10 protein-coding genes are annotated in these 12968 nt (G+C 70.8%); 9 read left to right on the top strand and 1 reads right to left on the bottom strand.

Annotation, left to right across the window (positions count from 1 at the left end; genetic code table 11):
* The first annotated feature begins 1 nt into the window (after position 1).
* The 9 genes from trpE to ABUE11_RS16570 all read left to right on the top strand — a co-directional run bounded on the left by trpE (position 2) and on the right by ABUE11_RS16570 (position 9363).
* The gene (gene trpE, locus ABUE11_RS16610; protein ID WP_367066497.1) at positions 2-1501 is read left to right on the top strand and encodes an anthranilate synthase component I; all 1500 of its coding nucleotides are present in this window, start codon (positions 2-4) and stop codon (positions 1499-1501) included.
* The gene (locus ABUE11_RS16605) at positions 1498-1824 is read left to right on the top strand and encodes a chorismate mutase (protein ID WP_367066495.1); all 327 of its coding nucleotides are present in this window, start codon (positions 1498-1500) and stop codon (positions 1822-1824) included. Before trpE ends, ABUE11_RS16605 begins: the two co-directional genes overlap by 4 nt.
* Entirely contained in the window at positions 1821-2390 is a 570-nt protein-coding gene (locus ABUE11_RS16600; protein ID WP_367066494.1) for an aminodeoxychorismate/anthranilate synthase component II, read from the top strand. Before ABUE11_RS16605 ends, ABUE11_RS16600 begins: the two co-directional genes overlap by 4 nt.
* Positions 2391-2636: 246 nt before the next feature.
* Complete coding sequence (gene trpD / locus ABUE11_RS16595; RefSeq protein WP_367066493.1) at positions 2637-3671, top strand: anthranilate phosphoribosyltransferase; 1035 nt, start codon at positions 2637-2639, stop codon at positions 3669-3671.
* A 12-nt stretch (positions 3672-3683) separates the two neighbouring features.
* A complete protein-coding gene (locus ABUE11_RS16590; RefSeq protein ID WP_367066492.1) occupies positions 3684-3833 on the top strand; it encodes a hypothetical protein in 150 nt (49 codons plus the stop codon).
* A gap of 9 nt (positions 3834-3842) precedes the next feature.
* Positions 3843-4643 carry an indole-3-glycerol phosphate synthase TrpC gene (gene trpC, locus ABUE11_RS16585; RefSeq protein ID WP_367066491.1) on the top strand — a complete coding sequence of 267 codons (801 nt, stop codon included), beginning with the start codon at positions 3843-3845 and terminating at the stop codon, positions 4641-4643.
* Positions 4644-4674: 31 nt separating this feature from the next.
* Complete coding sequence (locus ABUE11_RS16580; RefSeq protein ID WP_367066490.1) at positions 4675-6972, top strand: diguanylate cyclase; 2298 nt, start codon at positions 4675-4677, stop codon at positions 6970-6972.
* Between the two features lie 45 nt (positions 6973-7017).
* On the top strand, positions 7018-7737 hold the full coding sequence (locus tag ABUE11_RS16575; RefSeq protein ID WP_367066489.1) for a uracil-DNA glycosylase: 720 nt from the start codon (positions 7018-7020) through the stop codon (positions 7735-7737).
* Between the two features lie 30 nt (positions 7738-7767).
* A complete protein-coding gene (locus ABUE11_RS16570) occupies positions 7768-9363 on the top strand; it encodes a gamma-glutamyltransferase family protein (protein WP_367066487.1) in 1596 nt (531 codons plus the stop codon).
* A 41-nt stretch (positions 9364-9404) separates the two neighbouring features.
* On the opposite strand, the gene ABUE11_RS16565 is transcribed toward ABUE11_RS16570, so the two are convergent.
* Positions 9405-12917, bottom strand: a complete 3513-nt coding sequence (locus ABUE11_RS16565) for a patatin-like phospholipase family protein (RefSeq protein ID WP_367066486.1) — start codon at positions 12915-12917, stop codon at positions 9405-9407.
* Positions 12918-12968 lie beyond the last annotated feature (51 nt).

Below are 12968 nucleotides of genomic sequence, written 5' to 3'. Positions count from 1 at the left end.
CGTGATCACTGAACTGGAATTCAAAAGCCTGGCCCTGGAGGGCTACAACCGCATCCCCATGATTGCGGAAGCCTTCGCGGACCTGGAAACCCCGCTGTCCCTGTATCTGAAGCTCGCCCATGGCAAGGGCGATGGCCGCAACAGCTTTCTGCTCGAATCCGTCGTCGGTGGCGAGCGTTTCGGGCGCTACAGCTTCATCGGCCTGCCCGCGCGCACGCTCTTGCGTGCCAGCGGCTTCGGCGATGCCGCGCGCACCGAGGTCGTGAGCGACGGCCAGGTGGTCGAGACCCACGCCGGCAACCCGCTGGACTTCATTGCCGAGTACCAAAAGCGCTTCAAGGTGGCGCTGCGCCCGGGGCTGCCGCGCTTCTGCGGCGGGCTGGCGGGCTATTTCGGCTACGACGCGGTGCGCTACATCGAGAAAAAGCTCGAGAACTCCTGCCCGCCCGACAGCCTGGGCTGCCCCGACATCCTGCTGCTGCAGTGCGAGGAGCTGGCAGTCATCGACAACCTTTCGGGCAAGCTCTATCTCATCGTCTATGCCGACCCGGCCCAGAGTGAGGCCTATGCGAAGGCCAAGAAGCGCCTGCGCGAGCTCAAGGACCAGCTCAAGTATTCGGTGAGCGCGCCGCAGGTGCGCGCCAGCGAGAGCCACCCCGCGCAGCGCAGCTTTGCCAAGGAGGATTACCTGGCGGCCGTGCAGCGCGCCAAGGAGCTGATCGCCGCGGGCGACTTCATGCAGGTGCAGGTGGGCCAGCGCATCCACAAGCGCTACACGCAGAGTCCGCTGAGCCTGTACCGCGCGCTGCGCTCGCTCAACCCCTCGCCCTACATGTATTACTACCACTTTGGCGACTTCCAGGTGGTGGGAGCGAGCCCCGAGATCCTGGTGCGCCAGGAGCGCACCGAGGAGGGCACCAAGGTCACGATTCGTCCGCTGGCCGGCACGCGTCCGCGCGGCGCCACGCCCGAGAAGGACAGGGCGGCCGAGCAGGAGCTCGTCAATGACCCGAAGGAGCGCGCCGAGCATGTGATGCTCATCGACCTCGCGCGCAACGACATCGGCCGCATTGCCAGGACCGGCAGCGTGAAGGTGACCGAGGCCTTCGTCGTCGAGCGCTACAGCCATGTCATGCACATCGTGAGCAACGTCGAGGGCATCCTCAACGAGGGCATGACCAGCATGGACGTGCTCAAGGCGACCTTCCCCGCGGGCACGCTCACGGGCGCGCCCAAGGTGCATGCCATGGAGCTGATCGACGAGCTCGAGCCCACCAAGCGCGGCCTGTACGGCGGAGCCTGCGGCTATCTGAGCTACGCGGGCGACATGGACGTGGCCATTGCCATCCGCACGGGCATCGTCAAGGACGGCATGCTCTACGTGCAGGCGGCCGCGGGCGTGGTGGCGGACTCGGTGCCCGAGCTCGAATGGAAAGAAACGGAACACAAGGCCCGCGCATTGCTGCGCGCGGCGGAATTGGTAGAGGAAGGTCTGGAATGACGCGCGCGATCGAAAACGTACGGCACTGCACCACGATGGAGGAGGTGCGTCGGCAGATCGACGCGCTCGACGACATCCTCGTGCCCCTGCTGGTGACACGCGGCGGCTACATGACCCAGGCCGCGCGGATCAAGAAGGAAGCGGGCCAGGTGCGCGACGAGGAGCGCATCGAGGCCATCATCGACCGCGTGCGCCCGCGCGCCGCGGCCGAGGGCGGCCAGCCCGACGTGATCGAGGCCATCTACCGCAGCATGATGGAGGCCTACATCGCCTACGAGCACGAGGAATTTGCGCGCCTGCGCGCGCCGGGGGATGCGCCATGAAGCTTCTGATGGTCGACAACTACGACAGCTTCACCTACAACATCGTGCAGTACTTCGGCGAGCTTGGCGCCGAGGTCGAGGTGTATCGCAACGACGAGATCACGCTCGAGGGCATTGCCGCGCGCGCGCCCGACCGGCTCGTGATCTCGCCCGGCCCCTGCTCGCCCGCCGAGGCCGGCGTGTCGGTGGCGGCGATCCGGCACTTTGCCGGCAGGCTGCCCATCCTGGGCGTGTGCCTGGGCCACCAGAGCATTGGCGCGGCCTTTGGCGGGCGCATAGTGCGCGCGCAGCAGCTCATGCATGGCAAGACCAGCGTCATCACCACGGACGAGCAAGGCGTGTTCGCCGGACTGCCGCGCCAGTTCACCGTGAACCGCTACCACTCGCTCGCGATCGAGCGCGCCACGCTGCCCGACTGCCTGGTGGTGACCGCCACGAGCGAGGACGGCGAGATCCAGGGTGTGCGCCACCGCGAGCTGGCCGTCGAGGGCGTGCAGTTCCACCCCGAGAGCATCCTGACCGAGCATGGCCACGCCATGCTGAAGAACTTCCTGCAGCAGGCATAAGAGAAGAAATCGGCTGTGACGAGCGCCAGACAAGCGCGAGCAGCTATCAAAAACGAGATAAAAGTAGCCATGCCTGTTGATTGCACGCGATGCTTGCACAATCCACCGTCATCCCCGCGAAGGCGGGGATCCACAGCAGTGATGAATCAACTGCTTGTGTGGCGCCTGGATCCCCGCCTTCGCGGGGATGACGGGGTCAATGGGTATCCAATGGGTATCGCTACCTGAGCCAAAAATGAGGCAACCATGAGCACCATCACCCCGCAGGAGGCGCTGCAGCGCACCATAGAGCACCGCGAGATCTTCCATGACGAGATGCTGCACCTGATGCGCATGATCATGGGCGGCGAGCTCTCGCCCGTGATGACGGCGGCCATCATCACCGGCCTGCGCGTGAAGAAGGAAACGATTGGCGAGATCACGGCCGCGGCCCAGGTGATGCGCGAGTTCTCCACCAAGGTGCAGGTGGCCGACACCACGCATCTCGTGGACATCGTGGGCACGGGTGGCGACGGCGCGGGCACCTTCAACATCTCCACCTGCGCCACCTTCGTGATCGCCGCCGCGGGCGGCAAGGTCAGCAAGCATGGCGGGCGCAGCGTGAGCAGCACCTCGGGCAGCGCGGACGCCATGGAGGCCCTGGGCGTGAACATCCACCTCACGCCGGCGCAGATCGCGCAATGCATCGCCGACGTGGGCATAGGCTTCATGTTCGCGCCCAACCACCACCCGGCCATGAAGAACGTGGCGCCGGTGCGCAAGGAGCTCGGCGTGCGCACCATCTTCAACATCCTGGGGCCACTGACCAACCCCGCGGGCGCGCCCAACATCCTCATGGGCGTGTTCCACGAGGACCTGGTGGGCATACAGGTGCGCGCGCTGCAGCGTCTGGGCGCCGAGCACGCGCTCGTGGTCTATGGCCGGGACGGGCTCGACGAGATCAGCCTGGGCGCGGGCACGCTGGTGGGCGAGCTCAAGGACGGCGTGGTGCGCGAGTACGAGATTCACCCCGAGGACTTCGGCCTGCGCATGGCCGGCACGCGCGCGCTGCGCGTGGACAACCCCGAGCAGTCCAAGGCCATGCTGCTTGATGTGCTGCAGGGGGGCGAGGGTCCGGCGCACGACATCGTCTGCCTGAACGCCGGCGCCGCGCTCTATGCGGCCAACGTCGTGCCCTCCATCGCCGAGGGCCTGCAGCGTGCCCAGCAGGCGCTGGCCAGCGGCGCGGCCCTGGCCAAGCTGCGGGAGTTCGCGGCCTGGACGCAAGAGCGCGCGGCCTGAGCAAGCGGCGCCATGAGCCTGCTCGACGCCCCCATCTGGCGAGACCCCGGCACCTGGATCGTGCTCGGCGTGTCGCTGCTGTTCATCGTCGTCGGCGTGTTGATGCACCGCGTCATCCGCAAGGTGCTGCGCGCGCCGCGGCCCGATGATTCCAAGAATTGAGGAAGTGCTGTGTCCGACATCCTGAACAAAATCGTCGACGTCAAGCGTGACGAGGTCGCCGCCGCGAAGAAGCGCATGCCGTTTGCCGACATGCGCCGCGACGCCGAGAGCCGCGTGCTCACGCGCGACTTCGTCGGCAGCATGCGCGCAAAAATGGCCGCCGGCCAGGCCGCGGTGATTGCCGAGATCAAGAAGGCCAGCCCGAGCAAGGGCGTGATCCGCGCCGACTTCTTCCCCGCCGACATCGCCCAGAGCTACGCCGAGGGCGACGGCCGGGTGAGCGCGGCCTGCCTGTCGGTGCTCACCGACCGCCAGTTCTTCCAGGGCCAGCCCGATTACCTGAAGCAGGCGCGCGCCAGCTGCCAGCTTCCCGTGCTGCGCAAGGACTTCATGGTTGACGCCTACCAGATCTACGAGTCGCGCGCCATGGGTGCGGACTGCGTGCTGCTCATCGCCGCCTGCCTGGACGACGGCGCCATGGCCGAGATGGAGGCCATCGCCCATGGCCTGGACATGGCCGTGCTCGTCGAGGTGCACGACGGCCATGAGCTCGAGCGCGCGCTGAAGTTGAAGACCCCGCTCGTGGGCATCAACAACCGCAATCTGCGCAGCTTCGAGGTCAGCCTGCAGACCACGCTGGAGCTGCGCCGCGAGGTGCCCGCCGACCGCCTGCTGGTGACCGAGTCGGGCATCCTCACGCCCGCCGACGTGCGCCTGATGCGCGATGCTGGCGTGAACGCCTTCCTCGTCGGCGAGGCCTTCATGCGCGCCGGCGAGCCGGGGCAGGCCTTGGCGCGGCTGTTTGCCTGAGCCCATGGGAGCGGCCTGCGCGGCCCCGACCATGCGACGCCCGCCCGAGCGGGCGTGGCTGCGTCCGCTGTGGTGGCTGGCGCTCGTCTGGCTGCTGCTCGGCATGGTGCTCGCCGCATATTCCTGGGGTGAGTACCAGCGCACGGAGCAGCGCGAGCGCGCGCTGCTGAGCCAGCAGGCCGGGGTGCTGCACGACAACCTCGTGCCGCAGCTGCAGGCCATCCATCACGCGCTCGCCGGCCTGCGGGCCGATCTGCAGCAGGGCGGCTGCCGGGCCGACGGGCGGGCGCGGCTGGAGGAGCGCCTGCGCACGTTTGCGGATGCCATACCGGCCGTGCGCGATTTCAGTCTGCTGGACGCGCACGGACGGGTGCTGGCCTCCAGCAATGCCGCGCTCGCGGGACGGGACCTCAGTGGCCGCGAGTACTTTCGGTCCGCATTGCGCTCGGCGCATGCCGACACCCTGTTCGTGGGGCAGCCCCGCACCGGCCTGTCGGGCGACAGCGTGCTGGTGCTCGGCCGGGCCTTGCTCGGACCCCAGGGCGAGCTGGCCGCCATGGTGACGGCATCGCTCGACACGCGACTCTTTCAGTCCCTGCTGCAGTCCGTGCGCTATGCGCCGGACATGCTCAGCGGGCTGACCCATGGCGATGGCCAGCCTTATCTGATGCTCGGCGACGATGAGGCGCCCGCGGGGCGTGACACGCCACGGCGCGACTGTGCATTCACGCGCCACCTGGCCAGCGGCCAGCCGGCCTCGATGCCGCTCGGGCCCGTGTACGAGCAGGGCGCGCCCTACCTGATGGCCTTGCGCACCGTGCAGCCAGCGGCGCTGCACATGGACGGGCCGCTCGTGACCGGGGTCGGCAGGCCCGTGAGCATGGTGTATGCGGAATGGCGCGCGCAGGCTCGGGGCCTGGCCATCGCGTATCTGCTGGCAGGGCTGGTGGTCGCGACCGGAGCGCTGCTGATGCTGCGCTACCGGCGCGGGCAGAACCTGCGGATGCGCTGGCTCGTGGCCGAGCAGCGCCGGCAAAGGGAGCTGCTGAACCGCCTTGCGGAAAGCCTGCCCGGCATGCTCTACCAGTACCAGCGCGAGCCCGACGGGCGCGAGCATTTCCCCTACGCGAGTCCCGGCGTGGCGGACCTCTTCGGCCTCACACCCGACGCGCTGCGCGAGGATGCCGCCCCGCTGCTGGCACGCGTGCATCCCGATGATGTGCAACTGGGCGCGTACAGGCTGCGCGAGGCGGAGTGCACGCTGGCCGACTGGCGCCACGAGTACCGCGTCAACCTGCCCGGGTACGGCGAGCGCTGGCTGCGCGACGTGGCGCGGCCCCAGCGGCTGGAGAGTGGCGCCGTGCTCTGGCATGGCTACGTCGACGACATCACCGACACCAAGCGGCAGGCGCTGCAGCTGCAGGAGACCGAGCGCGTGCTGCAGCATCTGATGAACGAGATGCCCCTGGGCCTGTGCATGGTCGACGCGCACAGGCGCATCTACTTTCGCAACCGGCGCTTTCTGCAGGACTTCGGCCTGGGTGAGTCCGAGGCGCCCACGCTGCACGCCTGGTCGCTGCAGGCCTATCCCGACCCCGCATACCGACAGCAGGTGGTGGAGACCTGGTCGCGGGCGCTGGAGCAGGCCAGGCAGGGCGATGGCCAGATCCCCGAGCACGACTACCGCATCACGTCCCAGGACGGCACGCAGCGCGTCGTCGCCATCGGCGGGCTGGTCTTTGGCGCGCATGTCTTGGCCATCTTCCACGACCGGACCGCGCAGCTCGCGCAAAGCGAGGCGCTGCACAGGCTGGCCTACGCGGACAGCCTCACGGGCATTGCCAACCGGCGCCATTTCGACCAGCAGCTGCAGAGCGAATGGCGCCGCTGCATGCGCAGTGGCAAGCCGCTGGCATTGGTGCTGCTGGACGTCGACCACTTCAAGCCGTTCAACGACCTCTACGGCCATCCGCGCGGCGATGCCTGCCTGCGCGTGGTGGCCCACGAGCTGCGCAGCCGGCTGGGGCGGTCACACGATCTGGTGGCGCGCTATGGCGGCGAGGAGTTCGCCTGCCTGCTGCCCGAATGCGACCTCGAGGACGCCAGCGAGATCGCCGGCGTGCTCTGCCACGCCGTGCGCGCGCTGGGCATCGTGCACGGCGCGTCGCCCGTGGCGGACGTGGTCACCATCAGCCTGGGCGTGGCCGCCCAGGTGCCCGACGCCGCCAGCACTCCCGAGGATCTGCTGGCCCGCGCCGATGCCCACCTGTACCGCGCCAAGCAGCAGGGCCGCAACCGCGTGGACAACGGCAGCGATTCACTATCGTAACCATAGCTGTTCGCGCTTGATGGACAAGCGCTGGAGGTCTGTCGGATGCAAGAAATGTCCGCCGATGCGTCGACCCAGCTGGCCAGTGCCAGCCCCGCCGACTGGCCCGTCGCGCCGCTCTGGCGGCCGCTGGTCGACGATTTTTTTGCCGGCGCGCGCGGCCAGGCGCTGCTCGCCTTTCTCAGCGCACGCCTGCAGGCCGGGGCCAGCATCTTCCCGCCGCGGCCGCTGCGCGCGCTCGAGCTCACGCCGCCCGAGGCCGTGCGCGTGGTCATCCTGGGCCAGGACCCCTACCACGGGCGCGGCCAGGCCGAGGGGCTGGCGTTCTCGGTGGCGCCGGGCGTGCGCCTGCCGCCCTCGCTGCAGAACATCTTCAAGGAGATGCGGCGTGACCTGGGCGTGCCGTTTCCGCCATTTCCCGAGCCCGGCGGCAGCCTGGTGGCCTGGGCCAGAAACGGCGTGCTGCTGCTCAACACCTGCCTCACGGTGGAGGAGGGCCAGGCCGCAAGCCACGCGGGCCGTGGCTGGGAGCTGCTCACCGACGCCGTGATCCGCCATGTGGCCCAGGGGCAGCGGCCCGTGGTCTTCATGCTCTGGGGCGCGCATGCCCAGTCCAAGCGCGCCCTCATCCCGCAGGACCGCGGCCATCTGGTGCTCACGGCCAACCACCCCTCGCCGCTGTCGGCGCTGCGCCCGCCCCAGCCCTTCATCGGCTGTGGGCATTTCGGCCAGGCGCGTGCGTTTCGCGTGCAACATGGCTATTGATACGGCCATCACCACGGCACAGCGACCACCATGCAGCAGCTCGACTGGAACCAGCCCTATGCCTCGCGGCGCAGCGCGGTGCTGGGGCGCAACGTCGTCGCCACCTCGCAGCCGCTCGCGGCCCAGGCGGGCCTGGCCATGCTGCAGGCCGGCGGCAACGCGGTGGACGCGGCGATTGCCTCGGCCATGGCGCTCACCGTGGTCGAGCCCACGGGCTGCGGCCTGGGCAGCGACGGCTTTGCCATCGTCTGGGACGGCCGGCAGCTGCACGGCCTGAACGCCTCGGGCCGCGCGCCCGCGGCCTGGACGCCCGAGTATTTCGCGCGCCTGGGCGGCATTCCCGAGAAGGGCTGGAACGCCGTCACCGTGCCCGGCGCCGTGTCCGCCTGGGTGGCGCTGCACCGGCGCTTCGGCACGCTGCCGCTGGCACGGCTGGCGCAGCCCGCGATCGGCTACGCGCGCCAGGGCTTTGCGGTCTCGCCCGTCATCGCGCGCCTGTGGCGGCTGGGCGCGGCCAGGCTCGGTGACCAGCCCGGCTTTGCCGAATGCTTTCTGCCCGGTGGGCGGCCCCCGCACGTGGGCGAGATCTTTCGCAGCGAGGCCCATGCGCGCACGCTCGAGCGCATCGCGGCCACCGAGGGCGAGGACTTCTACCGCGGCGCGCTGGCAGAGCAAATGGTGGCGCATGCCCGGGCCCATGGCGGCGCGCTCACGCTCGAGGACCTGGCCGCCCACCGGGCCGACTGGGTGGGCACGGTGAGCCAGCGCTTTGGCGACGCGGTGATCCACGAGATACCGCCCAACGGCCAGGGCATTGCCGCGCTCATGGCGCTGGGCATGCTGGACGCCCATGGCGTGGGCGCGCAGGGTGTCGATGAGGTGCAGACCGTGCACGCGAGCATAGAGGCCATGAAGCTGGCGCTGGCCGACCTGCACCGATACAACGCCGATAGCGACCACATGCGCGTGGCGCCCGCCGAGTTGCTCGCGCCCGACTATCTGCGCGCACGCGCCGCGCTGATCGACCCCACGCGCGCGGGCGATCCCGTCCACGGCGCGCCGCGCCCCGGCGGCACGGTGTACCTGGCCGCGGCCGATGCGCAGGGCATGATGGTCTCGTTCATCCAGTCCAACTACATGGGCTTTGGCTCGGGCGTGGTGGTGCCGGGCACGGGCATCAGCCTGCAGAACCGCGGCCATGGCTTCAGCCTCATCCCCGGCCATGCGAACGAGGTCGGCCCGGGCAAGCGTCCGTCGCACACCATCATCCCGGCCTTTGCCATGCATGCCGACGGCCGGCCGCTGATGGCCTTTGGCGTCATGGGCGGGCCCATGCAGAGCCAGGGCCATGTGCAGATGGCGCTGCGCGTGCTGCGCTACGGCCAGAACCCCCAGGCCGCGGCCGACGCGCCGCGCTGGCGCGTGACGGGCGGGCGCGGCCTGGCCGTGGAGCCGCACTTCGACCCCGCCGTGGTCGAGCGGCTGCGCGCCCTGGGCCACGAGGTCACGGTGGAGACGGGCAACGGCGTGTTCGCCTTCGGCGGCGCGCAGCTCGTGCTGCGCCAGGGGGACTGCTACATCGCCGGCTCCGACCCGCGCAAGGATGGCTGCGCCGTCGCCTTCTAGGTCAAATAGGGCTGAAGTGCTTGCCAGCAAAGCGCCGGCAGCTATTGTTTTTGGCTGTCAGGCGCCTGCCCACCGCCCATGCCGCCGGGCGGCGGCGCCGGCAGCCAGAGCTCCAGGGTGTTCGGCTGGCCCTTGAGGCGCGCGGGCAGCGGCGTGACCAGGACCTGACCGCCCGCCGGCGGGCTCCAGCGCTGCTGCAGCGCCTGGGCCAGCGCCTGTGCGCAGTCGCGGACCTGGGGGTCGTGCACGACGAGCGTGGGCTGCTGCCAGGGCACGGGCGGGCGCTGCTGGCGCAGGGTGGCGCTGCGTGTCACGTTCTCTATGGGGGCCTTCAGGGGCAGGCCGGCCTCGAGCAGCCGCTGGCGCAGCAGCTCGGCGCGCGGGCGCATGGCCTCGTCGTAGATCTGCAGGTAGAGCCGCGTGCCCTCGCGGCAGGCGCTCTGGAGCGCGGCCGCCTGGGCGGTCTCAAATGGGGCGTTCCAGGCCAGCGGCGCGGCGCGCTCCGGTGTGCGGCCGAGCAGCTGTGCCCACAGGGATGAAGCGAGCCTACGGGCATCGGGCTGGCTGCGGGGCGGGTGCCAGTAGTTGAGGGCGCTGCCGTCACTGCGCAGCATGAGCGCCACCTCGCACAACTCCTTCTGATGCGCCTGCTCGGTCGGGCCGCATGACTGCGGCAGCGCGGGGCCGGCCTGGCACTGCGCCTTCAGGCGGTCGAGCAGCCGGGTGACGGTGACCTGCTGGGCGGCGTCGAGCCGCGCGCTGCCGTCGAGCGCGCGCAGCTGCTCCACATGGCCCAGCGTCTGCGCGCCCACGCGCACACAGCTGCCGGCCGCGGCCAGCAGCTCCCTGGAGGCGTCGCCGAGCAGCTGGCGCATGGCGGCCTGCTCGCTGTCGGCCGCGCGGTTGAGCTGCTCCTGTACCTGCCACAGTGACAGCAGCAGCGTGCCCGTCACGCCCAGACCCACCGAGGTGCCTATCGCTGCCGCGCCCACGCCGCGGCGCCAGCGTGGCACGCCGGCCTGGGCGTCCGCGGGCTGCGGTGGCTGGACCTCGGGCGGCCGGTACAGGCGCGCGGTCTGCGCCAGCCGGTGCAGCTGCACCCGGTCCCAGCCGGGCAGCTGGCCCAGCCAGCGGTCATAGAGCGCCAGGCCCATGTCCTGGCCCAGGCGCTGGTAGCTCTCCCACTGCGCCTCGTCGAAGAACTGGTCGCCCGTGGACTCATGCGGAAAGCGCGGATGGCGCTGCGCGTAGGCCAGCAGGTCCAGGTCCAGCCCCACATGCAGATTGGGCTTGATGACGAGCAGCGTGGCCTCGCGCTCGCCATGGGCGGGGTCGCTGCGGCGGTAGCGTATGCGCGCGAGCAGCACGCCGCGGCGCGTGCTGTTGTCGACCAGCTCGTCGGGCGAGAGCACGGTCAGGCCGTCGCCCGACAGGCTCAGCAGGCGCGCGGCCTCCTGGCGCGAGTAGAACTCGATCTCCGCGTCCAGGTCGATGCGCGCCTTGCGCACCAGGTTCTCGATGTCGGCAAAGCGGTACTCGGGGTCGGCGCTGGCGTCGGCGAGGATGATGAAGTCGCACTCGCGCTTGATCAGCGCGTACACGCCCGTGTTGTCGAAGTGGCCGCCGTCGGACAGATACCACCAGGGCCGCGCGGGGCCGAAGAAGGTGGCGCGGGCCTCGCTCCACAGCATCAGCGGCTTGGCGGCATGCCGCCAGAGCCAGGACTTCAGGCGTGGCAGGGACTGCGGCAGGGGCGAGGCGATCCAGTGCCCCAGGCGTATGCCCAGCAGAAACATCACCAGCGCCCAGCCGCGCGAGGTGTAGGCGCCCGCGCCCGGCGCGGCCGCGGCGCCCGAGACGGCCACCCAGCGCCCGAGCGTGCCGGCGCTGCGGGCCGCGGGGCCTGCCATGTCGCCCGCCTCCCAGCGCACCACCTCTTGCGGCCCGACCTCTAGCGCGCGGGCCGAGGCGATGGTCAGCAGCCCCTTGCGGTCGGCGTTGAACAGGCCCGAGGCGTCGCTGCGCGTCTGGTTCAGGCAGGCGCCTATCAGGTGCAGCGGGCCGCCGCGCAGCTCCGGGCGGTGCGCGGTGAGGGCGATGTCGTCGTCCTCGGCCACCTCGGTCACGTTGCGCAGACGCTCGTCGGCCGGCGTGAACGGCGTGCACAGGCCGCGGCGCGGGTTGCCCACGGCCATCCAGGCGCGCACCAGCCGCGCCTGGTAGAAGCCCGAGAGCGACGAGGCATTGGCCGCCTGCGGCAGCCGCCCCGTGGTCAGCCACCAGGCCAGCGCCAGCACGGCCAGCAGGGCCCAGCGCAGCCAGGCCGGCCAGTCGCCCAGCACCTCCAGCGGGTCCGGGGCGAACACCCACCACTGCACGGCCAGCAGCCACGCCAGCAGCAGCACCACGGCCCCGAGGTGGCCGGCTGCGTTCAGGACCACCGGGCCCGGCGCCAGCGTGTGGCGGGCCTGCGCCTGGATGGCCAGCTGCTGCAGCACCGGCGCCAGGGCGCGCAGCGCCAAGAGCAGCGCGCCGCCCAGGCCCAGCCCGCCCCACACCCATTGCGGCGGCGCGGCGCTCGAGAGCATCAGCAGCAGCTGCCAGCTGAGCCAGTCCAGCACGCCAGCGCAGGCCAGCAGCACGGTGCCCAGCAGCGCGGCGCGCAGCCCGTAGGTGAGGCGGTGGCGCAGCCTGGCCACGGCCAGGGCTCGGACCTCGTGCGCGCGCGCCAGCCAGACCATGGCGCCCGCATGGCCCAGCGCCGCCGACCACAGCGCCAGCGCCAGCAGCGGCACGACGGGATGGGCCAGGCGCCAGGCCTGAAGCAGCGGCGGCTTGCCCGGCAGCAGGCTCACGAACAGCGCCAGGGCGATGAGCGCCGCGAGCAAAAGGCTGTCGGCCGGGTAGAGGCGGCGGCCGCCGAGCTCGGGGCTGCGCGTCTCGGGCGCGGCCCAGTAGCCCACAAGCAGGCCGGGCAGCAGGGCCGCGGCCCACAGCAGGGCCAGCGCCAGCCAGGGCGAGGGCCAGCCGTCCCAGGCCGTGGCGTCGAGCAGGTCCAGGTGCAGCTGCAGCAGGTGCGGCAGCGTGAGCAGCAGGGCCACGGGCATGAGGGCGAAGAAGGCCTCGATGTGCACGGCCAGGAAGGCGCGCAGATAGCTCACGATGAGGACGCCGACGTCGCGCGAGCCCGCCGGCGTGAGGTAGCGGCCATTGCTGCGCAGCCAGTCGAGCACCTGCGAGTTGCCCTCGGCGAGCCGCTGCTGCGCCGCCTCGAGGCCCAGCGCCGCTATCAGCCGCCCGAGCATGGCGCCCACATAGCCGCCGCCCGAGATCGTGGACAGGTAGTCCACGCGCGTGAGCAGCTCCTGCGCCGCGAGCCCGCGCAGCAGGCCCAGGCCGAAGGTGGCGCTGCGCACGCCCCCGCCCGACAGCGCCAGCCCCACGGTGGGCAGCTGGCGTGCGCGCGCATTGTCAAAGCCGGCCCGGCGCCGGCGACGCAGGATCGCCGCGCGTTCGTCGCGCCGCAGCTGCTCCGGCGCCGAGCGTGTGGACATGCGGGCAGCCATGGTCTGCACGATAGGCCTGCGCCCCCAGGCCGTCAACCG

It is taken from the genome of Oryzisolibacter sp. LB2S, assembly GCF_040732315.1.
GTDB classification, from domain to species: domain Bacteria; phylum Pseudomonadota; class Gammaproteobacteria; order Burkholderiales; family Burkholderiaceae_C; genus Alicycliphilus; species Alicycliphilus soli.
Note: the sequence above shows the minus strand (reverse complement) of the source record. Positions and strands in the feature narration are given on the sequence as shown.